General features: G+C 71.1%; 24 protein-coding genes and 3 tRNA genes. 10 read left to right on the top strand and 17 right to left on the bottom strand.

Annotation, left to right across the window (positions count from 1 at the left end):
• Positions 1-72: 72 nt before the first annotated feature.
• From KGD84_RS29790 to KGD84_RS29770, 5 genes are all read right to left on the bottom strand, one after another.
• Positions 73-942, bottom strand: a complete 870-nt coding sequence (locus KGD84_RS29790; protein ID WP_220563634.1) for a sulfite exporter TauE/SafE family protein — start codon at positions 940-942, stop codon at positions 73-75.
• Positions 943-1,009: 67 nt separating this feature from the next.
• A complete protein-coding gene (locus tag KGD84_RS29785; protein ID WP_220563633.1) occupies positions 1,010-2,425 on the bottom strand; it encodes an MBL fold metallo-hydrolase in 1,416 nt (471 codons plus the stop codon).
• A 111-nt stretch (positions 2,426-2,536) separates the two neighbouring features.
• Positions 2,537-3,109 (bottom strand): rhodanese-like domain-containing protein, encoded by a 573-nt coding sequence (locus KGD84_RS29780; RefSeq protein ID WP_220563632.1) that lies wholly within the window; start codon positions 3,107-3,109, stop codon positions 2,537-2,539.
• Positions 3,110-3,371: 262 nt separating this feature from the next.
• On the bottom strand, positions 3,372-3,641 hold the full coding sequence (locus KGD84_RS29775) for a metal-sensitive transcriptional regulator (RefSeq protein ID WP_220563631.1): 270 nt from the start codon (positions 3,639-3,641) through the stop codon (positions 3,372-3,374).
• A gap of 98 nt (positions 3,642-3,739) precedes the next feature.
• Positions 3,740-4,630: an EamA family transporter gene (locus tag KGD84_RS29770; RefSeq protein ID WP_220563630.1), complete on the bottom strand. Its 891-nt coding sequence runs from the start codon at positions 4,628-4,630 to the stop codon at positions 3,740-3,742.
• Positions 4,631-4,698: 68 nt separating this feature from the next.
• Between KGD84_RS29770 and KGD84_RS29765 the strand changes: the two genes are divergently transcribed.
• Positions 4,699-5,598, top strand: a complete 900-nt coding sequence (locus KGD84_RS29765; RefSeq protein WP_220563629.1) for a LysR family transcriptional regulator — start codon at positions 4,699-4,701, stop codon at positions 5,596-5,598.
• On the opposite strand, the gene KGD84_RS29760 is transcribed toward KGD84_RS29765, so the two are convergent.
• Positions 5,582-6,985: an alpha/beta hydrolase family protein gene (locus tag KGD84_RS29760; protein WP_255646870.1), complete on the bottom strand. Its 1,404-nt coding sequence runs from the start codon at positions 6,983-6,985 to the stop codon at positions 5,582-5,584. The two genes, KGD84_RS29765 and KGD84_RS29760, sit on opposite strands and share 17 nt — an antisense overlap.
• Positions 6,986-7,266: 281 nt before the next feature.
• Between KGD84_RS29760 and KGD84_RS29755 the strand changes: the two genes are divergently transcribed.
• From KGD84_RS29755 to KGD84_RS29745, 3 genes are all read left to right on the top strand, one after another.
• Positions 7,267-7,653, top strand: coding sequence for a PPOX class F420-dependent oxidoreductase (locus KGD84_RS29755; protein WP_220563628.1), 387 nt, complete (start codon positions 7,267-7,269; stop codon positions 7,651-7,653).
• A 91-nt stretch (positions 7,654-7,744) separates the two neighbouring features.
• The gene (locus tag KGD84_RS29750) at positions 7,745-8,347 is read left to right on the top strand and encodes a TetR/AcrR family transcriptional regulator (protein ID WP_220565381.1); all 603 of its coding nucleotides are present in this window, start codon (positions 7,745-7,747) and stop codon (positions 8,345-8,347) included.
• A 216-nt stretch (positions 8,348-8,563) separates the two neighbouring features.
• Positions 8,564-8,824, top strand: a complete 261-nt coding sequence (locus tag KGD84_RS29745; RefSeq protein WP_220563627.1) for a PspC domain-containing protein — start codon at positions 8,564-8,566, stop codon at positions 8,822-8,824.
• Positions 8,825-9,037: 213 nt separating this feature from the next.
• On the opposite strand, the gene KGD84_RS29740 is transcribed toward KGD84_RS29745, so the two are convergent.
• The gene (locus KGD84_RS29740) at positions 9,038-10,348 is read right to left on the bottom strand and encodes an MFS transporter (RefSeq protein ID WP_220563626.1); all 1,311 of its coding nucleotides are present in this window, start codon (positions 10,346-10,348) and stop codon (positions 9,038-9,040) included.
• A gap of 344 nt (positions 10,349-10,692) precedes the next feature.
• Positions 10,693-11,043: a metallopeptidase family protein gene (locus KGD84_RS29735; protein WP_220563625.1), complete on the bottom strand. Its 351-nt coding sequence runs from the start codon at positions 11,041-11,043 to the stop codon at positions 10,693-10,695.
• Between the two features lie 115 nt (positions 11,044-11,158).
• Between KGD84_RS29735 and KGD84_RS29730 the strand changes: the two genes are divergently transcribed.
• The 4 genes from KGD84_RS29730 (at position 11,159) to KGD84_RS29715 (ending at position 13,127) form a co-directional block, all read left to right on the top strand.
• Positions 11,159-12,691, top strand: coding sequence for a metallophosphoesterase family protein (locus KGD84_RS29730; protein ID WP_220565380.1), 1,533 nt, complete (start codon positions 11,159-11,161; stop codon positions 12,689-12,691).
• Positions 12,692-12,797: 106 nt separating this feature from the next.
• Positions 12,798-12,870 (top strand) — tRNA-Glu (locus KGD84_RS29725).
• 84 nt (positions 12,871-12,954) lie between these two features.
• A tRNA-Asp gene (locus tag KGD84_RS29720) sits at positions 12,955-13,029 on the top strand.
• Between the two features lie 24 nt (positions 13,030-13,053).
• A tRNA-Phe gene (locus KGD84_RS29715) sits at positions 13,054-13,127 on the top strand.
• A gap of 76 nt (positions 13,128-13,203) precedes the next feature.
• On the opposite strand, the gene KGD84_RS29710 is transcribed toward KGD84_RS29715, so the two are convergent.
• Genes KGD84_RS29710 through KGD84_RS29700 form a run of 3 tightly spaced genes read right to left on the bottom strand, consistent with a single transcriptional unit; the run spans position 13,204 to position 16,312 of the window.
• The gene (locus KGD84_RS29710; protein ID WP_255646869.1) at positions 13,204-14,451 is read right to left on the bottom strand and encodes a tyrosine-type recombinase/integrase; all 1,248 of its coding nucleotides are present in this window, start codon (positions 14,449-14,451) and stop codon (positions 13,204-13,206) included.
• Positions 14,448-14,624, bottom strand: coding sequence for a helix-turn-helix domain-containing protein (locus KGD84_RS29705; protein WP_083926642.1), 177 nt, complete (start codon positions 14,622-14,624; stop codon positions 14,448-14,450). Before KGD84_RS29705 ends, KGD84_RS29710 begins: the two co-directional genes overlap by 4 nt.
• 2 nt (positions 14,625-14,626) lie before the next feature.
• On the bottom strand, positions 14,627-16,312 hold the full coding sequence (locus tag KGD84_RS29700) for a replication initiator (RefSeq protein ID WP_220563624.1): 1,686 nt from the start codon (positions 16,310-16,312) through the stop codon (positions 14,627-14,629).
• Between the two features lie 53 nt (positions 16,313-16,365).
• On the opposite strand from KGD84_RS29700, the gene KGD84_RS29695 reads away from it, so the two are divergent.
• Positions 16,366-16,572 carry a hypothetical protein gene (locus KGD84_RS29695; protein ID WP_220563623.1) on the top strand — a complete coding sequence of 69 codons (207 nt, stop codon included), beginning with the start codon at positions 16,366-16,368 and terminating at the stop codon, positions 16,570-16,572.
• On the opposite strand, the gene KGD84_RS29690 is transcribed toward KGD84_RS29695, so the two are convergent.
• From KGD84_RS29690 to KGD84_RS29670, 5 genes are all read right to left on the bottom strand, one after another.
• Positions 16,536-17,963 carry an FtsK/SpoIIIE domain-containing protein gene (locus KGD84_RS29690; protein WP_220563622.1) on the bottom strand — a complete coding sequence of 476 codons (1,428 nt, stop codon included), beginning with the start codon at positions 17,961-17,963 and terminating at the stop codon, positions 16,536-16,538. The two genes, KGD84_RS29695 and KGD84_RS29690, sit on opposite strands and share 37 nt — an antisense overlap.
• On the bottom strand, positions 17,963-18,214 hold the full coding sequence (locus tag KGD84_RS29685; RefSeq protein ID WP_220563621.1) for a hypothetical protein: 252 nt from the start codon (positions 18,212-18,214) through the stop codon (positions 17,963-17,965). Before KGD84_RS29685 ends, KGD84_RS29690 begins: the two co-directional genes overlap by 1 nt.
• A gap of 102 nt (positions 18,215-18,316) precedes the next feature.
• Positions 18,317-18,724, bottom strand: coding sequence for a plasmid replication, integration and excision activator (locus KGD84_RS29680; RefSeq protein ID WP_220563620.1), 408 nt, complete (start codon positions 18,722-18,724; stop codon positions 18,317-18,319).
• A gap of 141 nt (positions 18,725-18,865) precedes the next feature.
• Positions 18,866-20,074: a helix-turn-helix domain-containing protein gene (locus tag KGD84_RS29675; RefSeq protein ID WP_220563619.1), complete on the bottom strand. Its 1,209-nt coding sequence runs from the start codon at positions 20,072-20,074 to the stop codon at positions 18,866-18,868.
• Positions 20,071-20,379 (bottom strand): putative quinol monooxygenase, encoded by a 309-nt coding sequence (locus tag KGD84_RS29670; protein WP_220563618.1) that lies wholly within the window; start codon positions 20,377-20,379, stop codon positions 20,071-20,073. Before KGD84_RS29670 ends, KGD84_RS29675 begins: the two co-directional genes overlap by 4 nt.
• A gap of 154 nt (positions 20,380-20,533) precedes the next feature.
• Here KGD84_RS29670 and KGD84_RS29665 point away from each other — a divergent pair, with 154 nt between their 5' ends.
• Positions 20,534-20,956: an ATP-binding protein gene (locus tag KGD84_RS29665; protein ID WP_220563617.1), complete on the top strand. Its 423-nt coding sequence runs from the start codon at positions 20,534-20,536 to the stop codon at positions 20,954-20,956.
• Between the two features lie 59 nt (positions 20,957-21,015).
• On the opposite strand, the gene KGD84_RS29660 is transcribed toward KGD84_RS29665, so the two are convergent.
• Entirely contained in the window at positions 21,016-22,449 is a 1,434-nt protein-coding gene (locus KGD84_RS29660; RefSeq protein ID WP_220563616.1) for an ApeA N-terminal domain 1-containing protein, read from the bottom strand.
• Positions 22,450-22,745 lie beyond the last annotated feature (296 nt).

The raw sequence follows: 22,745 nt of genomic DNA, 5'->3' as shown, positions 1-22,745 counted from the left end.
CGTGTCCGCGAGCGTCGGGCCCCGCCGTACGGCGGGGCCCGACGTGTTCTCCGGAGCCGTCCGGGGGCTCCCTCACGCGCCCGCCCGCAGGGGCGCGAGGGGGCAGTACTCCCCGAGCAGGCGGCAGACCGCGCCCAGGGCGGCCACGGCGGCCGCCGTGGCGGCGAGGACGGCGCCGAACGGCGCGGGCAGCTCCATGGCCAGCACGAGGACGCCCATCACCAGGACGAAGACCCCGAAGCCCCGGCGCAGCGCGGCTTCGGGCACCCGGGAGGCCAGGCGCGTGCCGACCAGCGACCCCGCCACGGCCGCGGCGGTGACGGCGGCGACCAGCGCCCAGTCCGGGCTCACCGAGGCCAGGTAGCCGGTGAGCCCCGCGAAGGACTTCATGGCGATCACGAGCAGGGAGGTCCCCACCGCGACCGGCATGGGCAGGCCGCCGAGCAGCGCCAGGGCGGGCACCACGAGGAAGCCGCCCCCGGCTCCGACCAGGCCGGTCACGGCGCCGACGGCCAGGCCGTCGGCGAGGATCCGCCACAGCGGCGGCTCCCCGCGCCGCTCCCCGCCCCCGGCGGGGGACCCCCTGCCCCGCAGCATGGCTGCGGCGGTGGCGACCATCATGAGCGCGAAGGCCACCATCAGGACGGTGCCGGGTACGTGCCCGCCCGCCAGGCCGCCGAGGAAGGCGCCCCCCATGCCCGCGGCGCCGAAGAGCAGCCCGGTCCGCCAGCGGACGTTGCCGCGGCGGGCGTGGGCGAACGCGCCGACCAGCGAGGTGGCGCCGACCACGACCAGCGAGACCGCGATGGCCTCCTTGGGCGGCAGGCCCGCGACGTAGGCCAGCAGCGGGACCATCAGGATGGACCCCCCGCCGCCGAGCAGCCCGAGCGTGAGGCCCACCACCGCGGTGAGGCCGACGACGAGGATCACCGGGAACTCCACACTTCACTCCTTCCGTGGCCGGGACCGGGGCCGCCGGGGCGGCCCCGCCCGGACGGGGTCGCGATGGTCAGGCCGCCGTTCCGGCCGCCGCGGCGCCTCCGCGCGCCCAGGCCGCCCAGCCCGCGTAGCTCCCGTCGAGTTCGACCACGTCGTATCCGGCGCGGCGCAGGGCCGAGGCCGCCACGGAGTTGCGCACGCCCGCCTGGCAGTAGGTCACGATGGTGCCCTCGTCCGGCAGCTCGTCCAGGTGCCACAGGACCCGTCCGGCGCTGAGCCGCCGCGAGCCCGGGATGTGCCCGGCGGCGTGCTCGGCCCGGTCGCGCACGTCCAGGAGGAGCGCCGCCCCCGCGTCCTCCAGGTCCGCCGGGGCGACGACCGGGGGCACCGCCGCGGGCAGGCCCTCCAGGGTGGTGGTGTAGCCGCCGACGCGGTCGATGCCGACCCGCAGCAGGTGGTCGCGCACGTCCCGGGCGGTGTCCGCGTCGGGGGCCAGGAGGACCAGCGGCAGGTCCTCGGCCTCGGGGTCGTACGCCCAGGCGCCGTAGGTGGCGGCCTTGGCCGGACCGGGGATGTTGAGCGCCCCGGCGACGGTGCCCCGGTGCACCTCGGTGTGCGACCGGGTGTCCACGAGGACCGCCCCGCCCGCGCTCAGGGCCGCGGCGATCTCCCCGTTGTCCAGCTCCCGCGGCGGGTCGAGCGGGCCGAGGACCCGCGGGCCCTGCCTGTTCTGCCGCTTCATCCGGGCGAAGTAGGCGTGCGCGTCGGGCTGCCCGTCGAGGAGCTCCGCGACGAACCCCTCCTCGTCCCCGTCGCGGAGGTAGGGCGCCCACCAGGCGTTGAGGCGCTCGTACCCGACGGTGGTGGACGGCAGGGCGCCCAGGGCCTTGCCGCAGGCGCTGCCGGAGCCGTGCCCGGGGTGGACCTGGACGTGGTCGGGCAGGGCCAGGAAGACGTCGCGCAGGCTCGCGTACAGCAGGCGCGCGCCCTCGAACCGGGTGTCCACCCCGTCGGCGGCCTCGTCCAGCAGGTCGGGTCGGCCCAGGTCCCCGGCGAAGACGAAGTCGCCGGAGAGCAGGTAGCCGGGATCGTCGCTGAACGCCCCGTCGGTGACCAGGAACGACAGGTGCTCCGGTGTGTGTCCGGGCGTGTGGCGGGCCCTGACCGTGATGTTGCCGACGGTGACGGCGTCCCCGTCGTGGAGGCGCTCGGCCTCGAAGCCGTACTGCCAGTCCGGGCCGCCCTCCCCGGAGACGTGGACGGTGGCGCCGGTCGCCGCCGCGAGTTCGCGGGTGCCGGAGAGGTAGTCGGCGTGGATGTGGGTCTCGGTGACGGCGACGATCCTCATCCCGTGGGACCGGGCGAGGTCGAGGTACACGCCGATGTCGCGGCGGGCGTCGACCACGACCGCCTCACCCGTCGCCTGGCAGCCGATGAGGTAGCCCGCCTGGGCCAGGTCTTCGTCGTAGATGCGTTCCAGCAGCATGGTTCCTCCTGGGTGTGGTGCGGTTCGCTCCCCGGGTACTCCGGGGGGTATGCGGTGGAGCCGGTGCGGCCCCGGTGGTCCGGAAGCGCTCCGGGTGGAAGGGGCGGGCCGTCAGCCGCGGGCGCCGAGCCGCGTGAGCGAGTCCTCGATGTCGATCCGGTTGCGGGGCCGGTTGTAGGGCAGCCGGGTCAGGGCCATGCCCATGGCGCAGGTGTCGGTGACGGCGGCGAAGGTCAGGCCGGCCCCGATGACCCCGGCGACCGCCACCGCGGGCGGCCACAGCAGGGAGGCGAGCACGGAGGCCAGCACGGTGCTTCCGGCGACCAGGCGGACCTGGCGCTCCAGGGCCCAGCGGGCCCGTCCGCGCACGACCGGCGCGCCCTGGGCCTCCCAGGCGTTCATGCCGCCCTCCATGACGACGGTGTCCGCCAGTCCGGCGGCGACCAGCTTGTCCTGGCACTGCCGGGCCCGATGCCCGGACTGACAGACGAGGACCAGGCGGCCGCCGGCGTCGGTGACGATGCGCTCCAGGTGCGCGTCCACGCGCTGGAGCGGCAGGTTGATCGCGCCGGGGATGTGCGAGCCCTCGTACTCGGCGGGGGTGCGCACGTCCACGAGCAGGGTGTCGGGGTCGGTCTCGACCAGGCTGCGGACGCTGTGCACGGCGATGGTGCGGTCGGTCATGTGTCTCCTCGTCGTCGGTGTCCGGGGAGGTCGGGTACTCCCGGGGGTATCCGGGAGGCGGACGTCTCCCCGGGGTGCGCAGGAACGGGGCCGTTCCCCGTCCTCCGGCGCACGCGGGGTGAAAGGTACTCCGGGGGGTATGCGGAGGACGCGCGTGTGCGTCGACCGGGAACCCCCGGGGGTATGCGGAGGGCATGCCCGTGCCCCGGTTCGGGGACGCGGGCACGCCGGACCGGCGGACCCGCCCGCGTGGGCGGGTCCGTCAGGCCAGGGCCAGGAAGAGCTTCTCCAGCTCGGCCTCGCTCATGGGCGGCTCCTCGCCGCGCTCACGGGCCGCGTTGCAGTGCCGCAGGCCCGTGGCCACGATCTTGAAGCCGGCCCGGTCCAGGGCTCGGGAGACCGCGGCCAGCTGTTGCAGTGTCTCGGTGCAGTCCTCGCCGTTCTCGATCATCGTGATCACGGCGTTGAGCTGGCCCTGGGCCCGCCGCAGGCGGGTCAGGGCGTCTCCGAGCATCTCCGGTTTGAGGTCCATGCTCATCCCCTCTCGCCGCCCAACATACCCCCGGGTGTATGTCGCGTCCAGTCCGGAGGGGGACGGGTGACCCGTTCCACGGCCTTCGGGGACGCCGGTCACCGGTGGTCCCCGGGACGGCCGACGGTCGCGCTCACCGCGTTGGCCGCCACCACCGCGGCGATGGCCGCCCAGTCCGGCCAGGCCAATTGCTGGCCCAGGACCACGAGTCCGGCCAGTGCCGCCATCACCGGGTGCACGCTCATGAACAGGCCGAAGAACCGGGCGGGCACCCGCCTCAGCGCGTACAGGTCGCCCAGGAACGGCACCGTGGAGGACAGCAGGCCCGCCGCCACCGCGCACCCCAGCGCCGCCCACGTCGGCGGCTGGTGCCACAGCACCCACACCCCGACCGGCAGGAAGGCCAGCGCGGAGACCCCCGCCGCGGCCGCCGACCCCTCGATCCCCGGCACCCTCCGCCCGACGGTGCGGTTGAGCAGGATGTACGCCGCCCAGCAGGCCGCGGCCGCCAGCGCCAGTACGACCCCCAGGTGGTCGCCGCTGGGCTGCGGACGCATCAGCACGGCCACCGCGCCCCCGGCGGCCAGCGCGCACACCAGGTCCGTCCACCGGCGCGAGGAGGCCAGGGCTACCGCGAGCGGGCCCAGGAACTCCAGGGTCACCGCCAGCCCCAGCCCGATCCGGTCGACCGCCGAGTACAGCGACAGGTTCATGCACCCGAAGACCAGGCCCATCGCGACGACCGGCCGCCACTGGTCCCGGGTCAGCGCCCGGAGCCGGGGGCGGCCCACAGCGAACAGCACCGCGGCCGCCACCCACTGGCGCACCGCCACCACCCCGGCCGGGCCGATCACCGGGAAGGCCAGCGCCCCCAGCGAGGCACCCACCTGGTTGGACACCCCGCCGCCCAGCATCACCGCCACGCCGGCCAGGCGCCCGCGGCCGTCCCCTCCCGCGCCCGCCGGGCGCACCTCCGTCGACGTCTCCATGCCCGGATCATGCGGCCCGGCCGCGCATGCGCAAAATGCATGCGACGCCCCTCGCATACGCTGAGCGTATGGATGTCGAGCTGCGCCACCTGCGCTGCCTGGTCGCCATCGCCGACACCGGGACCTTCACCGACGCCGCCCTCCGCCTGGGCGTCTCCCAGGCCGCGGTGTCCCGGGGCCTGGCCGCCCTGGAACGGGCGCTGGGCACCCGGCTGCTGCACCGCACCAGCCGCGAGGTCACGCCCACCGCCGCCGGGCGGAGGGTGCTGGCCCGCGCCAGGACCGTCCTGGCCGAGGTCGACGACCTGGTCACCGAGGCCACCAGCGGCCACCGCCGGCTGCGCCTGGGCCACGCCTGGTCGGCGGTCGGGCGGCACACCCGCAGGTTCCAGCGGCTGTGGGCCGAACGCCACCCCGACGTGGAACTGCACCTGGTCCGCACCAACACCCCCACCGCGGGGCTGGCCGAGGGCGCCTGCGACCTGGCCGTGGTGCGCGCGGCCGTGGACGGGCGCCGGTTCGACGGCGCGGTCGTGGGGCACGAACGCCGTGTCTGCGCCATGGCCTCCGACGACCCCTGGGCCCGGCGGCGCTCCGTGCGCCTCGCGGAGATCGCCGACCGGCGCGTCCTCGTCGACCGCCGCACCGGCACCACCACCGCCCACCTGTGGCCCGCCGACCGGCGGCCAGCGCTGGAGCACATCCAGGACATCGACGACTGGCTGGCCGAGATCGCCACCGGCCGCTGCGTCGGCATCACCGCCGAGGGCACGGTCGCCCAGTACCGCCGCGACGGGGTCGTGTTCCGGCCGGTGCGCGACGCCCCGGCCATCCCGGTCCGGGCGATCTGGCGGCCGCACGACCCGCACCCCGCCGCCTTCGCCGCGGTCGCCCTGCTCGCCGAGGTGTACGGGCAGGCGCCGCCCCCGCTCCCCGCCCTGGCGGGACGGGCTACGGCTTCGGGGTGAGCCGGCCCAGGCCGGACAGCGTGTCGGCGACGTCGGCGCCGCCGCCGTTCAGGGCCGAGTCCAGGAAGGCCAGGCAGGCCGCCTCGGTGATCCGGGCCGTCTCCTCCCGCCCCAGCGACCCCACCAGGGAGGGCAGGGGTGGCAGCAGGAACGGGGAGTCGCTGAACCCCAGGTGCGCCGTTCCCGGCACGGTGAGCTCGTACCCGGGTCCGGCGGAGGCCGCGAAGGCCGCGTCCAGCTCCCGGGCGTAGCGGGCGTCGCCCTCCGCGCCGCCGGTCCCGGACGCGGCCACCAGGGCCAGCAGCGGCTGCGGGAGGGAGGCGTCGGCGGACAGCCGCGGCAGGCCGTCCAGGTTCACGACCGCGTGGTAGCGCGGGTCGTCCTCGGCCGCCAGCAGGGCGGCCGCCCCGCCCAGGGAGTGCCCCGCCACGGCCACCCGGCCGGGGTCGGCCAGCCCGGCCAGCGGGCCGCCGTCCGCCTCCAGCAGCCGGACCAGTGCCAGGTCCAGGTCGGCGGCGCGGATGTCCGCCCACCCCCGGGCCAGCCGGTCGTCCTGTGCCGGGTCCCCGGTGGCCTCCACCGCTCCGCGCACCTCGGTGCCGTCGTCGAGGACCACCACCGCCGAGTCGTAGGGGTGGTCCAGGGCCGCCACCACGTAGCCGTGGGAGGCCAGGCCCTCCGCCCACACCGTGTTCTGGGTGCGGACGCCGCCCAGCCCCGGGGAGAAGAGCACCACCGGGTGCGGGCCCGCGGCGGGCGCGGCACCGGTGACCGCGCGGGCGCGGGCGGCGGCCGCGTCGGAGAACACGAACCCCGGCAGGCCGAACCCCGCGGCCAGCCCCTCGGCCACGGTCTCCGCCTCGGCGGCGTCGCGCCCCAGGTAGGTCGATGGCGCGCGGTCCCCGGCGCCGTCCGGGGCGGCCGGGTACCAGACCCGGGCCACGACCACCCGGTGGTCCCGCGGGTCGTCGGTCCAGGTCTCCTCCCGGCCGGGGTCCTCCCACTGCACGGTGACCGCGCCGACCGGGTGCGGCCCGGAGGGCTCGGGGAAGGCCGGGACCGGGACCGCCCAGGCGGCCAGTCCGCCCGCCCCCGCCGCACCCAGACAGGACGCCAGGACCAGCGCCGACGCGGCGGCCCGCAGGGCCGGGCGGCGCCCCGGCCGCGGCCCCCGCAGGCGCAGGGCCCCCAGGAGGAGGGCGGCGAGCGCGCCCGCCGCGATCGGGAGCCACTGCCAGCGGGGCCCGGCCAGGACCCCGGCCGCGGCGCAGGCCGCCACCAGGGACATCCCCGAGACGACCGCAGGCCGGCGGACCCGTTCCGGCAGGCACAGGGTGGGCAGCAGCAGGGCGATCGCCCCCAGGAGCAGGGCCTCCGGCCAGGTCATGGACGTCCCCTCGGGTCGCGCCGGACCGGCCCCGGCGGCGGTCCCGCGATGACACTACGAGCGGGTGCGGGGGCGGCGCATCGGCCCCGGGGAGGCGGTCGCCGGCGCGGCCCCCGACGATCGTCGCCGACGAAGGTCGGCCGAGCGGGCCCCGGGACCGCGTCCGGACGGCGGCCGGTTCCCCGGCCGCCCCGTGGCGTTCCGCGATCCCTCCCCGGGGCACTGGTGTACTCGCAGGCAGCGGCCGGACGGCGGCCGCGGACGAGAAGGAGGAGCACCCCATGGAGTTCGCCGAGCACCAGCAGGAGATCCTGCGCAAGCCCGCCTTCGGGCACGTGGCCACCCTGGGACCGGACGGTGAGCCGCAGGTCAGTCCGGTGTGGGTCGACTGGGACGGGGAGTACCTGAGCTTCAGCCAGACCACCACCCGGCAGAAGCTCAGGAACCTCGCCCGGGACGGCCGGGTGGCGGTCTCCGTCCTCGACCCCGACAACCCCTACATGTACGTGGAGGTGCGCGGAGTGGTCGACCGGGTGGACGAGGACCCGGACAAGTCCTTCATCGACCGGATGGCCCACAAGTACCTCGGCACCCCGTATCCCTGGCACAGTGACGAGGAGAGGCGTGTCGTCGTCCGCGTCCGCCCCGAGCGGTTCGTCGGACGCTGACCGGACACGCGGTCCGCCGGGCCGCACGGTGGGCGCCGGGTTCGGGAGAGGAGCGCGACAGGTGACCGGGGAACGGAGGGAGGAGGAGCGGATGGGGCTGCGCGAGCGCAAGAAGGCGGCCACACGGCGCGCCCTCCGGGAGGCCGCCGTGCGGCTCACACTCGAACACGGCCTCGAGAACGTCACGGTGGAGGAGATCGCCGCCGACGTCGGGGTCTCCACCCGGACCTTCTTCAACTACTTCGGGACGAAGGAGGAGGCCCTCCTGGGCGAGCTGCCCCGGGAGGTCGACGAGGGCGCCGCCCGGGAGTTCGCCTCGGGCGGCCCCACCGGGGACTTCACCGACGACCTCGTCGGGCTGCTCATCGCGTTCCTCCTCGACGTCGACGACCTCCCCGCCCAGCGGGAGGAGATGGGGCTGCGCAAGCGGCTGATGGACCGCGAGCCCCAGCTCGTCCCCGGCGTGCTGGCCAGGTTCCACGACATGGAGCAGGTGCTGGCGCGGGCGATCGCCGGGCGCCTGGGCGAGCCCCCCGAGTCGGAGCGGGCCCAACTGGCCGCCGTGACCGCGATGGCCGTCATGCGGCACACCATGCGCCGGCTGCACTACTCCGAGGAGGAGGACGCCGAGGGCATCCGCGCCCGGGTCCGCGACTCGTTCAGCGTCCTGGGCGAGGTCTACGGCCGCCGCTGAGCGGGGCTACGGCGGCCGCCGTTCGTCGTACCCGGCCCGTAGTGTGCTCCATGACTCACCGGTCCGGGGGGAACGGCGGGCGCGCCGGCCGCGTCTCATGGCCGGGCACCCCGCCGGGGTGTCCCCGGGCCCCGTCAGGGGCGTCGGGGGGATGTCAGGGACGCTCCAGGGCTCTCCCCGATGGGCAGCGGCACCGCGGGCGGGCAGGCTGAGGATATGAACGAGAAACTCCAGGGCAAGCGCTTCCGGCGCAGCAACGACAACCGCTTCCTGGCCGGCGTGTGCGGCGGTATCGCCGACTACCTCGGCATCGACGCCAACATCGTCCGCCTCGTTTTCGTCGTCCTCACCGTGCTCGGCTTCAGCGGCGTCTTCGTGTACATCCTCGCGCTGCTGATCATGCCGGCCGAGGGCGAGCAGCACTCGCTGCTCGAACAGATCATCCGAAACTTCCAGGGAAAGCCGGGACAGAACTGATGTGGAGCCTGCGAGCACATCCGGGTTGGGAACGACGCGACCTCCGGGCCCAGCGGCCCGACCACGAGGCCGAGGAGGAGCGCGAGAACCCCGGCGAGTGCCGCGCCGACGCCGCGGGCCGCCGGCCCCGGTCCTAGGGACGCCCCCGGGCCGGGGACCGGCGCCCCGCGGCGGTGCTGCGGACGGCCGCGGAGCGCGGGTCCGGACCCCTGGTCAGGCCGGGGCCTCGGTCTCCTGCATCCTGCGCGTGACCTCGTCGCTCATCCGCGACCAGGGCAGGGCCAGCAGCAGCGCGAACACGATGCCCAGCACGCCCGCGCCGACCACGACCGTTCCGGTGCCGAAGAACTCCGCGAAGAAGCCGCCCGCCAGGATGCCCAGTCCCTGGGAGACCTGTAGGCCCGCGGCGACCAGGCCGAAGGCCCGCGCCCGGCCGTCCGGCGGGACGCACAGCACGAACGCGGCGTTGGCCACGAACTGGTAGGAGGCGGTGGCGCCGGACGCCGCCAGCGCGACCACCATGAGCCACAGCGGCGGGTCGAACAGCCACACCAGCAGGGGCACCGACGCCAGCACGGCCAGCGGGCCCAGCAGCCGGAGCCGGGTCACCGGCGGCACCAGGCGGGTCAGCACCAGGCCGCCCACGAGGGCGCCGATCGACGTCCCCGCCATCACGACGCCGGCCGCGGTCTCACCGCCGCCCGCCTCGGCCGCCAGCGGGGTCGCCAACCCGTAGGGGACCATGTAGAGCCCGGCCAGCCAGGCCATCAGGGCCAGCGTGCGCAGCCGGGGGTCGCCGAAGACCAGCCTGGCCCCGCCGGCGACCACCGTCGCGAAACCGCCGCCCTCCTCCTTCTCCGTGCGCTCGGGGGCGGGCCGCGCCTTGACCCCGAACCGCACGATGAGCGCGGTCACGACGAACAGCGCCCCGTTGCACATCACGGTGGCGTGCGGTCCGAACAGGCCCGAGGTGAAGCCCCCGGCCATGAAGCCCACCAGGATCCCGACCTGGGCGGTGAGCTGGATGATCGCCGTGCTGGCGACGTAGCGCTCGCCCTGGATGATCTCGGACAGCATGGCGGCGCGGGCGGCGGCGAAGGGGAGCGCGGGCAGCACCGAGCAGAACAGCAGCAGCCATACCGCCCACAGCGGCAGTCCCGGGATGCCGATGGAGACGATGAGCACGGCGCGCAGGAGGTCGCAGACCACCATCACCCGGCGGCGCGGGAAGAGGTCGGCCAGCCCGGAGAGGAACGGCCCGGCGATGAGCGGGGGGAGGAAGCCGAGGGCGATGGTGAAACCCGCGGCCAGGGGCGAGCCGGTGATCTGGTAGACGAGGATGCTCGCCGCGATGTTGAGGAGGTTGGTGCCGATGGTGGCGATGGTGTGGGCCGACCAGATGGCACGGAACTCCCGGAGCGCCATGACCTCGCGATAGCTGCTGCGCCAAGCGTCCTTCTGGGGGGAAGACGGGGGCTCGTGGCCCTCGTCGTCAGGTGTCTTGTCGAGGCGCGGATTGGCCATCCGGCACTCCCTTACTGTTACAGGGTTGAAATCACGCTGTGTCGTGTCCCAATGACCAACCGTCCCGGAACGTGAGCTTCCTCGCAAGGCGTTGCAAGGAATTCGTGTCTGATTCGTTGCTGGGGGTAGTGGATCGTCGGATCACGGGGCCTTGGTCCCCATCGGTACTCGGAGCCGTTTCCGCCGCTCGCTGTGGAAACGCCGAAAGGACAGGCGATCCGGGGGTGCGAGCCGGCGGTCCGCGGCCGCGGATCCGTGTACGGAGAGCGCTCGGAGTGGTACCCGGTCCCCTTGGGGGGCGGGGGTTTCGGTCGGTCTCGCAGCGCCCATCAGGGCGATCCCGATCAGCCCCAGCCCAGCTCGTGCAGGCGTTCGTCGTCAATACCGAAATGGTGCGCGATCTCGTGGACGACCGTGATCAGGACTTCTTCGACGACGTCCTCCCTGGTCTCGCAGATCGCGCAGATGCCGAGCCGGTAGATGAAGATCTGGTCCGGCAGCACGCCGAAGTAGGAATCCCCCCGCTCGGTCAGCGGAATTCCCTCGTAGAGGCCGAGCAGCCCGTCGGGCGACTCGTCCTGGACGGTGATCACCACGTTGTCCATGAGGCCCGCCAGCTCCGGCGGGATCTGGTCCAGCGCGTCGGCGACCAGTTCCTCGAACTCCCTGCGCGTCAGTTCCACCACAACCGCCATTGTGCCGCCCGGGCGCCGCCCCGCCGACCCCGCGTCCGGGGGCGGGATCGACATAACACTCTGGTCGGGAGGAAACGTTGGGAACGGTCCCCGTCAGCGGCATGATGGGGGGGTGTTGTCTTGGGAAGCGATCCGCGCGTACGACTTCCGCGGCGCCGCCCGGCGCCTCCGCGAGGCCCTGTCCCGGATACGGGCCGGCCGGGCCTGGCGCTGGAGCTGCGTCGTCGTCGCGGGCCTGGTCGGCGGATGGCTCGGCCTGGCGCTGGCCGGCCAGGTCGTCACCCCGATCGGACCCGCGGACGTCACCCTGAGCCTCAGCCCCCAGTGGCGGGGCGAGACCGTCGTCAACGTGGCGCCCCTGGGGCAGCTCGCCTTCGACACCCACAGCGCGCCGCTGCGGCTGGAGGCGACCATCTCCGACATCCGGCTCTCCGCGGCCCAGGAGATGTTCGCCGACCCCGACGCCATCAACCGGATGGCCGCCGGGATCGGCTCCGACCTGCGCGAGGGGGTCATCGCCCTGGTGGTCCGGTCGATCCTCGCCGCGGCGCTGGGCGCGGCCGTCATGGGCCTGCTGCTGTTCCGCAACGCGTGGCGGGCGCTGGCCGGGTCCGGGGTCTGCCTGGCGGTCCTGGCCGGCTCCGGGGCGGCCGCCGGGTACACCTTCAACCCGAGCGCCATCGCCGAGCCCCGCTACACCGGCCTGATCGCGGGCGCCCCCCAGGTCGTCGGCAGCGCCGAGGAGGTCGTGGGCCGGTTCAACGAGTACCAGGAGCAGCTCGCCGGGCTGGTCGGCAACGTCGCGATGATCTACGAGGCGACCTCGGGCCTGCCGGTGTACGAGGAGGACGAGACGGTCATCCGGGTGCTGCACGTGTCCGACATCCAGCTCAACCCGGCGTCGTGGAGCATCATCCGCACCCTGCGGGAGCAGTACGCCGTCGACTTCATCGTGGACTCCGGCGACCTCACCGACCGGGGCAGCGCCGCCGAGGACGTGTTCGCCGACGAGATCGGCGAACTCGACGTCCCCTACGTGTGGGTGCGCGGGCAGCACGACTCCATGGGCACCCAGCGCGCGGTGGCGGCCCAGCCCAACGCCGTGGTGCTGGACGGGGAGATCCGCGAGGTCGGCGGGCTCACCCTGTACGGGGCGGGGGACCCCCGCTACACGCCCGACGCGACCCGGCTCAACCCGACGGCCGAAGGCGTGGCCGCGCTCGGCGAGGAGCAGGCGGCGGAGGTCATCGGGAGCCGGGAGGAGGTCGACCTCGCCCTCCTGCACACGCAGACGCAGGCGGAGGCGTTCGACGGGGTCGTCCCGCTGGTGCTCACCGGCGGCGACCACCTGCGCTCCACCCGGGTCTCCGACGAGGGCACCCGGTTCCTCGTCCAGGGCTCCACCGGCGGCGCCGGGCTGCGTGGCCTTGATCACGGCCGGGGGCGGCCGACCCCGTACCAGGCCTCGGTGCTGTACTTCGACTCCGAGACCGGGCGGCTGCAGGCCCGCGACGACATCGACCTGGGCGGGCTCGGGCTGACGTCGGCCCAGGTCGAACGCCACATCGAGGCCGACCCGGACCGGCCGGTGGGCGAGCCCTCGCCGGACGCCGACGAGGAGTCCGACGACGGCGGACGGGACCGCTGAACAGCCCGTACGGACGGCGTCGCCGCAGGTCGGGACGCTTTCCCCGGAGTGGGCAAATCGCTTTGGTGTTGGTGGGAATCTCCCCTATGCTGGACCTGTCACACGGGCCCCCATCGTCTAGCGGCCTAGGACGCCGCCCTTTCAAGGCGGTAGCGCGGGTTCGAATCCCGTTGGGGGTACAAGGCGGTTCGACCACTGTCGGATGTCTGGCAGAATGGAACCGCGGACGCGGACCGGGGAGCCCCGGGAAGCGACCGAAACCAGGTCCTGTGGAGCAGTTAGGAGTGCTCGCCACCCTGTCAAGGTGGAGGCCGCGGGTTCAAATCCCGTCAGGACCGCGCTCGCCGATCTCTCGGCGGTACGGCTAGGTAGCTCAGTTGGTACGAGCGTCCGCCTGAAAAGCGGAAGGTCGGCGGTTCGACCCCGCCCCTAGCCACTCACACTGAGCAGTACGAACGCCCGGAAGCCACACGGCTCCGGGCGTTTTTGACAGCTACGCGACAGCAACCCGGTCATCCGAGCGCGTCCCCGAGCTTCCCCAGAGCACGCCGCTTGTCGTCCAGCGAGGCGTGCGCGTAGATCGTCATCGTGACCCCGATGTCGCTGTGCCCCACGATCTCCCGGACCACCTGCGGCGGCACCTCCAGGTTCAGCAGCAGCGTCACGCACGTGTGCCGCAGGTCGTGGAAGCGCATCCCCTCCAGGCCCGCCGCCCGGCGCAGCGGCTCCCAGCTCCGGCGCAGGTTGTCCGGCTCCAGGGGAGTGCCCCGGCGCGAGGGGAACACCAGGCCCTGTTCCTCCCAGTCGGGGAAGGCGTCCGAGCGCTCGGCGAACTGGCGCCTCCGATGGGCCTTGAGCGCGTCCACGCAGAACCCCGGCAGGGGCACCGTGCGCGCCGAGTCCTCCGTCTTGGGCGGCACCAGCGACAGCTTCCCGTCGACCCGTTGGAGGGTGTGGACCACCTCCAGGCGGCCGGCCTCCAGGTCGATGTCACGCCAGCGCAGCCCGAGCAGCTCCCCGCGCCGCAGGCCCAGGCACAGCGCCAGGACGTACAGCGCGTGGAACCGGTCGCCCTCGGCCTCCTTGAGCAGTCGCCGGGACTGCGCCACGTCCAGGCCCCGGTTCACCGTGTAGCGCGGGGGAGCGACCTTCACCAGGGACGCCACGTTGCGCGGGATGACCTCCTCCCGCACCGCCGTCTGGAGCGCGTTGCGCAGCACGGCGTGAATGGACTGCACCATGCGCGCCGACAGCCGGTGCCCGCAGCACTCGGGCCGGGGGAGCGCGCAGCACCGGGGGCGCTCCCGGGCGGCGTCGGTGCCGTTGCGGCAGCACTGGCACAGTTGCCGAATGTTCGTGACGAAGGTCCGCACGTCCCGGGCCGTCAGCTTGGCCAGCCGCTTCTTCCCCAGGCCGGGGACGAGGTAGCGGCGTATGACGCCCTCGTACCCCTGCACCGTCTTGGGGCGGCGCTCGGCCCGCACCACGTGTTCCAGCCAGTAGGCCAGGTACTCGGCCACCGTCCAGTTCTCGGAGGCGACCGGGATGCCCCGGTCGGAGTCGGCCAGAAGCCTGTTCAGCTTGGACCGTGCGTCGGCCTGGTCGCGGCCGTAGCCCTGGACGCGCTTGTACGTGCCGTCAGTGGCCAGCACGTATCCAGCGAAGGCCCACCGGCCGTCCTTGCGCTGCCAGACGCTTCCCTCGCCGTTGGCGGCACGTCGGCGGCCTCTGCGGCGGTCCTTGCCCTCTGCGGCGCTCACGCGGCGTCCTCCAGGGCTTCCAAGCACTCGGGGAGCGCGGCGACGGGCACCAGGCGGCGGCGCCCGATCTTGACCGTGCGGAGCGTGCGGGAGCGGATGAGGTTGTAGACCATCCAGCGGCTCACGCGCAGGCGCTCGGCGGCCTCTTCGACGGTCAGGAGGAGTTCTGTCATGGTCACGCTGCTTCCTGTTCGGGAGTTGCCGAATGTTCGGGGTCCAGGGCGGCGGCGAGCTGTGCCCGGCGCTTGAGCGATTCACCGACCGCTCGGAGCAGCCGGCGTTCGCGGGGGGCGACGTCGGGGTCGGTGGGGCGGGCGAGTTCCCAGGCGTAGGAGCCGGAGGCGACCGTCAGTGGGGCGGGGCGCGGGTTGTCCCCGTCATCTTGGCCGTCATCGCCGGTGGTCACGCCGAGTGCGTTCAGGACCCAGGCGAGGCGGTCGGCTTTGTGGTCGGCGAGGGTCTTGCCGGACCACTTGCGCGAGACCAGGACGCGCCGGCCCGCGTAGCCCAGGTGCTCGCGCCGGTGGGCCTTGGAGCGGCAGAACCCCGGGCGCATACCCGGCTTGGCCTCGTCGGGCTGGACCCCGTAGCGCAGCCAGTTCGCACACCGGGGCGAACACGGCTCGAAGCGCAGCGCCTCCAAGAGCCGGTCCACGTGCTGTTCCTGGCGGGTGGTCTCGGAGGCGTGGCAGTCCGCGATGTCCTTGGTCAGGTACTTCGCCAGGTAGCGCACGCACCGGTCGGCGTCAGCGGAGCCAGCCACAACCCCTTTGGCATCCACCTGTCGGCCGAAGCGCACCACGTGATGGGGCTGGGCGTCGGGGTTCTCGTCCAAGGCGTCCAACGCTTCGTCCCACGTGGGGAGCAGTTCGCCCGTGGCCGGGTCGAGGAAGGTTCCCGCAGAGGCGTCCCATTCGGGAAGGTGGTCGCCGTCGAAGCGGACCGTATCGGCGTTGGGCCACCAGACCTGGTGGTAGGTGGCGGCGGCGATCTGGCGCAGCTCGGCCCGGGGGAGGGTTCCCCGGGTGGCCATGTGCAGGTGTGGAGCGAGACGGCGTTGGGGTTCGACGGCGGCGAAGTACTGGACGTCGAACCCGGCGACCCGTCGGAGGTTCTGCACGAACCGGTCCACGAGCTTGGAGAAGTGCAGGGCGTCCCGGGCCGCGCGCCGGTAGTCGTAGGTGGAGAAGTCCACCGGGGTGCCGTCAGAGCGGACCCGCCCGTAGGAGTCGAGGGTCAGGGTGATGAACAGCGACGGCCGAAACACCCTGCCAGAGGCGGGATCGGTGTAGGCCCTTCCGACCGTCTTCCTTGTCATGGGCCGCTTGGGCAGGTCCGGGGCATCCTGGCGGCGCTTGGTGGAGCGCACCCGACGTGGCTTGGCCGTGGCGGTGTCGGTTGACCGGGTGACTGAGCCCCGGAGCCCGGAGGCGGTGATCTCCTCGTCCAGATCACAGATGGCGGCGTCTAGCGCGGCCAGGTCCTCCGCCGAGGCCGCCCCCGTGGCGGCGAGCCGGTCGCGTTCGGCCGTCACCATGGCCCGCTGTTCCACCCAGGCCCGTTGGGCGTCGGTGGGCGGGTCGGGCTGGATCACGGGTTCGGTGTCCAGGTGCCAGCCCTCTTCGCACTGGGTCCGCCGCAGCGACCGCTTGCGCTTGGCGCAGGCGGGGCAGCGGGATTCCAGGGTGGACCCGCAGGGGACGTCGATGACCTCGGTCCGGCCCGTGGCGATGTCGGTACGTCGTAGGGACACGGGGCGGATGCACACGCCGTGGTCGGCGGCGACCTGTTCGGCCACCTCACGGGCCAGGGGTTGCGCGAGGCGTTCGGCCCGGGTGGACTTACCGGTAGGCGTCGGCATCACGCCACCGCCTTGGCTTGTGGGCCCTCTGCGGATCGCTCTAGGCTCAGGGGATGTCGAAGAGCGACTACGTCGTGCGGGTTCTCAGCCTTGTGCCGTTCACCGTCGGGATGGTGCTGATCGCTCTCGTGAACGAGGTCGTGGCCCTGATCGCCGTGGTCATACTGGGCGCTGTCCTTATCGTGTCCCTGATCGTCGTACGAGCGGTACTCAACGATCGCCATCAGCCCTCACCCCCGGAAACAACACCCGATTCGTAGCCCCCGGCCATCGCGGTGATGTCCTCGTCGGAGACATACGCGGCCCGCACTCGCACCGGAGCCGGTGAGCCTTCGAGGCGGACGTAGCCGACACCGGGAAGGGTCGGGTCGATCAGGTGCGCGTTCGCGCCCCGGTCACGGGCACCCTCGCCGAGGACCATGTCCACCTGTGAGGCCTCGTCCAACCTCAGGGCGACCTTGTCGGGAAAGAGGTTGCGCAGGTTCATGACCTCCTTGCGCGGGTCCTGGAGTGCGGCCAGGACGGCGAAACCGACCGAACGGCCCTGTGAGGTGAGGGTGGCGATGGCGTTCTCCGCCCGGCGGCGCACGTCCCGGTCGGGGTGGTAGGCCGTCAGGAAGGCGACCTCGTCCAGGACCACGATCACGAAGGGGTCATCGGTCGTGGGCACGTGGGAACGCAGTTTCCCCGCGTAGCGTTCGGCCCTGTCCTGCATGTCGGCCACGGCTCGTTCGAGCAGCGCCACCGCGGATTCGCCGTCGTCGGCGTAGTGGGCGAACAGGTCCCGCCCGTAGGACAGCTCCATGCGCTTGGGGTCGATCGCCCACACCTGTGCCGTCCCGTTCGCCACAGCCGGGAGCATTGCCCGGACGGCCGACCAGATCACCGAGCCCTTGCCTGAGCCGGTCACACCGACCACCAGGACGTGTGTGCCGTGGAGCTTGAGCACCCAGGGCGAGCCGTCCTCACACCGCCCCACAGGAAGGGCATCGAGGTTCACGTGGTGCGTCATAGGAAAGGCGTCGAGGGGTTCGGCCAGGGTGTCGCGCCGGGGAAACTCCAAGGTGATGTCGCGGGGACCGTTGACGGTCACCCGGCAGGACGGGGCGGCGAACCCGTGCGCCAGCTCGGACACCTTGTGCTCGAAGTCGGCCGGAGCGGTGCCGGCCACCAGGGAGACCCGCACCCGGTCCGCCCAGGTGTCACAGGTGACACGGCGGATGCGGGGCAGGTAGCGGCGTTCCTGGTAGGACTCGGCCAGCCCGGCGATGACCAGGACCGGTTGCCAGTGGCGTCGGTAGACGGTGACGTGCCGCCACCACGCCAGAACGCGCAGGGTGACCCAGCGCCGGTGCGAGTCGGGCCAGGCACGCCACCACACCAGCGAGACCAGGGAGGCGGCGGCCCAGAGCCCGGCGAGACCGGGCCACCCCAGCCACCACCAGGCGGCGACGGAGACGGACAGCCCGGAGACCATGACGGGGAATCGGAACGGCAACGCGACCAGGAACCGGGTCAGCCGCCAGATCCAGGAGGCCAGGACGACGATGCCAGGGGTTTCCACGATTGGAGTCGTGAACCGCACCCCCTGGGCGGGTGTGGGGAGGGTCGGGGAGGTCTGGGCGGCACCCACCTTGGGCTGACGCAGCATCACGCCCCACCGCCGTTCGCGGTCTCGGCTTCGGACAGGAGCCGGTCACGGGCGACCCGGGCGCGTTCGGCGGCACGGGCGGCGTCGGGGTTGCCATCCCGGTCCGCGATGGCGGCGAACACCCGGGCCTTGAAGTCGAAGAACGCGGCCCGCTCGGCCTTGGTCGTGCGCGGCTTGTCGAACTCGGACAGGAAGGCCCGGACCAGTTGGGGGCCGGTCAGCTCGGACGGGTCGGGTCGGTTTTCGGACATACTGAAGACACCTCTTCTGAAAGTTGGGAAGCTTCCGGGAGGGTTGTAGGGGCGGCTAGGTGTTGCAGCACCAGGCCGCCCCGTCTCATGTCACGCAGGGGGTCAGGCGGCGTCCTTGGCCGGGGCACGACGAGCGCCCGCAGCGGTGCCGGGAGCCTTCACCCCACGGGCGCGCAGCGAGTAGGCGACCCGGGGGCGGCGGCCGTTGTCGTCCACGTAGGGCATGACGGCCATGTGCTCGAACTCCACCGGCCGGAACGGCAGGCCCGGGACCTCGTCGGGCAGGATCGGGCAGTGCTCGGCGGCGATCTTGACCTTCACGCTCTTGGCCTTGCCACGGGCCTCGGGATCGGCGTCGATCACGTCCACCGCCCACAGCGGCAGCCCCGTGTCCTTGTCGAGCTGGGGCCGCTTGGTCTCGAAGTCGGTGATCGCCTCCACCCCCAGCGCGAACGCACCGTGCGGGAACACCGTCCCGAACTCGACGGCCAACGCACCCTGGATAGCCATGCGGACTCCTCACCGCGCCTGTGGGCGCAAACGAAAGTGTGTGGTCGGCCGCACCCCTCCACAGCAGGAAGGACGGTGCGACCTACCACACACTAATCCGCACTTTTTGTTTTGTCTAGTACATGAAGTACTAGCTAGCACTCAGAGTGCGCCCACCCTCCTCGCAAGGCCGGTGAGTGCCGACCCGGCAGGGTCCTGAATCGCCATGAGGTCGCCGACGACCTGTCGCACGATCGGATGCGAGTGGACCTGTTCGGGCGTGACCCGCTCCGCCTCCTCCAGGGTGGCCACGGCACCGTCGACGTTGCGGCGCTGGAGCTGGGCACGGGCGACGTCGATCAGGAAGCGGCCCCGGCGTTCCGGCGACAGGACCGACACATCCACCTCTTCCGCCGCTCGCAGCGCCACCCCGGCGTCGCCCAGGTCCACGGCCACGGACACCTCGTGCAGGCCCACGTTCGCCGGACCGAACTCGGTGTTGAAGTCGTTGCGCTCTCCGCCGATGGCGTCCGCGATCCGCTTGGCCTCGGCCACGTGGCGATAGGCGACCGTCGCCTTGTTGCCCCGGGCGGCGGCGACCGCGCGTTGCAGTGTCAGAGCCCCGTAGACGGACATGGCCTCGGGGTTACCCTCCGCAACGAGATCGCTCAGCGCCTCGCACGCGGTCTGTGCGGTGGCCTCTACCTGGTCGTAGTGGCGCGCACCCTGGAAGGTCAGGCACAGGCGGAACTCACCGGCCGCCATGAGGAGCGGATCTTCCGCCCGCTCGGCGGCGGTGATGGCGCGGTCGGCGGCGATCCACGCTGCTTCGTACTCACCCAGGCGGGAGAGCGTGGAGGAGCAGGCCCGGTACGCGGCGTTGAGGAGCCGGAACAGCTCCAGGCGTTCGCCGTTGGGCACCGAGCGCGCGGCCGACTCCAGGTCCGGGATGAGCGATTCCAGGATCTCGGTCAGTTCCGTGTAGGCGCTGGCGTGCGTCAGCTCCCAGGCGTGATCGACCCGCCGGCGGAGGTCGTCCAGATCGACCGTCGCGGGGTTGCGGCGCAGCAGCGCGGCCAGGGCATGCGACCCGCTCAGGATCAGGCGCAGGCGGCTACTGCCCGGAGGCTCCTCGTTGGAGGCGGCGACGATGGGGGCCTCGGCGGCGAGCTCGGAGACGGGGATCTCCAGGACCTCGGCCAGCTTTTCGAGGACCACCATGCGGTCGACCTTGCGCACCCCGCGTTCGACCTGGGACACCCAGGTCTCGGAGCGGCCGACGAGTCCGGCGAACTCGCGTTGGGAGAGACCGCGTTGCCTGCGGTGCTTGGCCACCTTGCGGCCGAGCGCCTTTTGGTAGTCGGTGCTCACCCCTGAACACCCTTGGCGTCCAGCAGGGAGAGGACGTCCACGTCCACCGAGGCCAGGAACGCACCGCGAGCGTTCAGGAAGCGCTTCACGTGCGGCTGCTCCTCGTGCGCGTCGAAGGCGTCGCGGTCGGCGTACAGCTCGTAGAAGATCCGCTCCAGCGGCTTGCCCTCCACTGTGTGGACCGCGTAGACGAGCGTGCCCGGCTCGTTCTCGCGGATGAGCGGAAGCGTCTCCGCCACCAGGGCGTCGAAGCCGTCGGCGGCGGCATCGTCCTTGAGCGTGAACCGCACAGACAGGCCGAACATGGGCACTCTCCTCACTTGGACTACAAGACCCGTACTTATTGTGCGCGCAAACCGATGCGCTACACACGCATTCGATGTACGGTAGCCGTACTAATAGTACTAGTCATGCAGCTCAGTGTCTGCCCCCTGCGCTCAGAGCACGAGGTGAAACCCCATGTCCCTCCATGCAGACAGGTCCCACCGCACGGTGACCGTCCACCACGGGTGGTTCTACGGCCGCCCTGACCAGGTCGCGGCTGTGCGCGCGTTCGTCGCCGACCGCTTGGGCGACTGCCCGGTGGTGGACGACGCGGTACTACTCACGAGCGAGTTGGCGACCAACGCCGTGCAGCACTCCCCGTCCGGCTTGCCCGAGGCCGGCTTCGGAGTCCTCATCGAGCACGAGCACGGCCACAGCGTGCGCGTCACCGTGCACGACGGCGGTTCGTATTTCGACGCCCCGTATGTGGCGCAGCCCGCACCCGACGCCGAACACGGCCGTGGCCTGTTCCTTGTGGACGCCCTTGCCCACTCATGGGGCAGCTACGCCACCCTCTCCGGCCGCAAGACCTGGTTCGCGAAAAAATGTGGTTCCTAATGTCAGAAAAGGAAACTTGGCCATAGCTTAATTCCAATAAATTTATGTGCGCTTAGTTGTCAGGCTTCGTAGACCCTGGGAAGATAATTTCGGGCGCTTGTCTTGAATTTTGTGTAGCTTTCATGATTCTCCAGGCCCTGCTTTATTTTTTCGCTCGGGAGTCCTGATTCGGAAAGAATGCAGAGCTTCAGGATCCAATGGAGAGATTCCGTCAGAATATAGTAACTGTTGACTTTTTCATTTGTTATTTCCAGAGAGGATCCGTGTGCCAGTCCATTTCTAAGTTGAGTAATGCCTTCTTTCCATAGTTTAGTTTTTCCGGATATTCCAGGTGCCGAAAGTTCCGCAATTTGCGCTAGAGATAGCAGGCGCTGTGGAAAGCTGAGCTCTCCAAGATACTGCTTCGCGGCGCCCGCGATTCTTTCCTTCACGTGATTTTCTGCCTCGCACCCCTTGATGGCTTTCAGGACGGGTTCTGCCTCTTCCCTTGTGAAAAACTTGGCGCTAGAGTTCAGGGTTCGGTGTAGACCCTCCGCTGCGAAGGCCAGCTGCACAAATTTTCCTTCCAGAGATGAATCTCTGGAATCCGCCCCAGCGATGATGTTAGAAAAAATCTGTAGTTTTGTACTATTGTCGATAAATTTTCCGAGGTTTTCCAGGCCAATGCCTTCAAGGTCTAGGAAGGGGCTCTGCTTCGTATCAGAGTCGTCGAAATCGTTAGAGTATCGGACCACCTCTATCCAGTTTGCTGATTCGATCCCTGGGTCGGCAACTTCTATCTTTCCCACGTGGCAGTACTTGCCGAATAGGAATGTCAAAAGATTTGACACCGGGCCTGCTATCATTTCTCGATAGTCGTTGACTGTTGCCTTCTCTCTGGAGTCGAACCGCAGCCAAGTCGAAGTCTTTACTCCGGCGCCTGCGTGTGTGGGCCGTGTGAAGCTAACTTTTTGGTGGAGGCGGAGAGTTCCGGGGATGACTGTCAAGTCGATTTCCGGGCGCTCCTTTTTTTCGTAGTGAATTTCAAAAGAGCTGAAGTCGGGCTTCATTTTCGCTGAAACCCCATCGATTTCCGCCCAGTAGCCCAGCCGCTCTGTTGAAAATTGAAGCTTGGAGAACTTTTGCCGAGGGCTCTCCAAGTGTGCTCCAATGAATGCTTCGTCCGAGGAAAGGGTCTGCTGGACGACCGCATCCCCAAAAAGAGCGGTATTGCTCTTTTTTATATGAGCCCCTGAGAGTGTTACTTTTCCTCGGGGGGCGCTGATTATTCCGTGGATAATAGCATCTGGTTGAGAGTGAGGGGCCGCCTTGTAAGACGTATGGGTTGGGCTCTCGTCCGCGACTTCAAAAACTGGGAGCAGTTCTCCCATCAACTCAATTTTCGGCCAGCCACTATTCAAAGTTAAGAATCCTGGGATCCTTTTTTCCGGCGATGTTGAGAGCCAGAAATTTCCAGGAACTGCATCCATTTTCGTGGGTGTTATATCGATCATCTTTGCTCTACCTTTGCCGAGTTGGGCTGTATGGGATCAAGGCGACGGCGCGAGCGCCGTCGCAGCGGCCTACGGCCGCCGCTCGGGCTGCGGGCTGACGCCCGGTCCCGAGCGCGGCCGATGGCCGATCTGGTTGGCATCATGACGCTGTGCGCCGACGGATGGTTGCCGTTTCGGAGAAATTGGCTGATGGCGTGACAGAACCCGAGGCACCCGATAGCGGAGGGCGACTGTCTGGGGTGGCCGGCCCCGGCGCTATCGGGCACCTCGGCCCAGAGGAGTGGTGGCCGTCCTCC

The sequence above is a fragment of the Nocardiopsis changdeensis genome (genome assembly GCF_018316655.1).
GTDB lineage: Bacteria > Actinomycetota > Actinomycetes > Streptosporangiales > Streptosporangiaceae > Nocardiopsis > Nocardiopsis changdeensis.
The sequence above is the reverse complement of the archived record's forward strand: the minus strand, read 5'-3'. Positions and strand labels throughout refer to the sequence as shown.

Excerpts from the sequence above, each read along its gene's own strand:
- KGD84_RS29785 (WP_220563633.1), bottom strand. The coding sequence starts at position 2,425 with ATGCTGCTGGAACGCATCTACGACGAAGACCTGGCCCAGGCGGGCTAC.
- KGD84_RS29780 (WP_220563632.1), bottom strand. The coding sequence starts at position 3,109 with ATGACCGACCGCACCATCGCCGTGCACAGCGTCCGCAGCCTGGTCGAG.
- KGD84_RS29775 (WP_220563631.1), bottom strand. The coding sequence starts at position 3,641 with ATGGACCTCAAACCGGAGATGCTCGGAGACGCCCTGACCCGCCTGCGG.
- KGD84_RS29770 (WP_220563630.1), bottom strand. The coding sequence starts at position 4,630 with ATGGAGACGTCGACGGAGGTGCGCCCGGCGGGCGCGGGAGGGGACGGC.
- KGD84_RS29765 (WP_220563629.1), top strand. The coding sequence starts at position 4,699 with ATGGATGTCGAGCTGCGCCACCTGCGCTGCCTGGTCGCCATCGCCGAC.
- KGD84_RS29760 (WP_255646870.1), bottom strand. The coding sequence starts at position 6,985 with ATGACCTGGCCGGAGGCCCTGCTCCTGGGGGCGATCGCCCTGCTGCTG.
- KGD84_RS29755 (WP_220563628.1), top strand. The coding sequence starts at position 7,267 with ATGGAGTTCGCCGAGCACCAGCAGGAGATCCTGCGCAAGCCCGCCTTC.
- KGD84_RS29750 (WP_220565381.1), top strand. The coding sequence starts at position 7,745 with ATGGGGCTGCGCGAGCGCAAGAAGGCGGCCACACGGCGCGCCCTCCGG.
- KGD84_RS29745 (WP_220563627.1), top strand. The coding sequence starts at position 8,564 with ATGAACGAGAAACTCCAGGGCAAGCGCTTCCGGCGCAGCAACGACAAC.
- KGD84_RS29740 (WP_220563626.1), bottom strand. The coding sequence starts at position 10,348 with ATGGCCAATCCGCGCCTCGACAAGACACCTGACGACGAGGGCCACGAG.
- KGD84_RS29735 (WP_220563625.1), bottom strand. The coding sequence starts at position 11,043 with ATGGCGGTTGTGGTGGAACTGACGCGCAGGGAGTTCGAGGAACTGGTC.
- KGD84_RS29705 (WP_083926642.1), bottom strand. The coding sequence starts at position 14,624 with ATGACAGAACTCCTCCTGACCGTCGAAGAGGCCGCCGAGCGCCTGCGC.
- KGD84_RS29700 (WP_220563624.1), bottom strand. The coding sequence starts at position 16,312 with ATGCCGACGCCTACCGGTAAGTCCACCCGGGCCGAACGCCTCGCGCAA.
- KGD84_RS29695 (WP_220563623.1), top strand. The coding sequence starts at position 16,366 with ATGTCGAAGAGCGACTACGTCGTGCGGGTTCTCAGCCTTGTGCCGTTC.
- KGD84_RS29690 (WP_220563622.1), bottom strand. The coding sequence starts at position 17,963 with ATGCTGCGTCAGCCCAAGGTGGGTGCCGCCCAGACCTCCCCGACCCTC.
- KGD84_RS29685 (WP_220563621.1), bottom strand. The coding sequence starts at position 18,214 with ATGTCCGAAAACCGACCCGACCCGTCCGAGCTGACCGGCCCCCAACTG.
- KGD84_RS29680 (WP_220563620.1), bottom strand. The coding sequence starts at position 18,724 with ATGGCTATCCAGGGTGCGTTGGCCGTCGAGTTCGGGACGGTGTTCCCG.
- KGD84_RS29670 (WP_220563618.1), bottom strand. The coding sequence starts at position 20,379 with ATGTTCGGCCTGTCTGTGCGGTTCACGCTCAAGGACGATGCCGCCGCC.
- KGD84_RS29665 (WP_220563617.1), top strand. The coding sequence starts at position 20,534 with ATGTCCCTCCATGCAGACAGGTCCCACCGCACGGTGACCGTCCACCAC.
- KGD84_RS29660 (WP_220563616.1), bottom strand. The coding sequence starts at position 22,449 with ATGATCGATATAACACCCACGAAAATGGATGCAGTTCCTGGAAATTTC.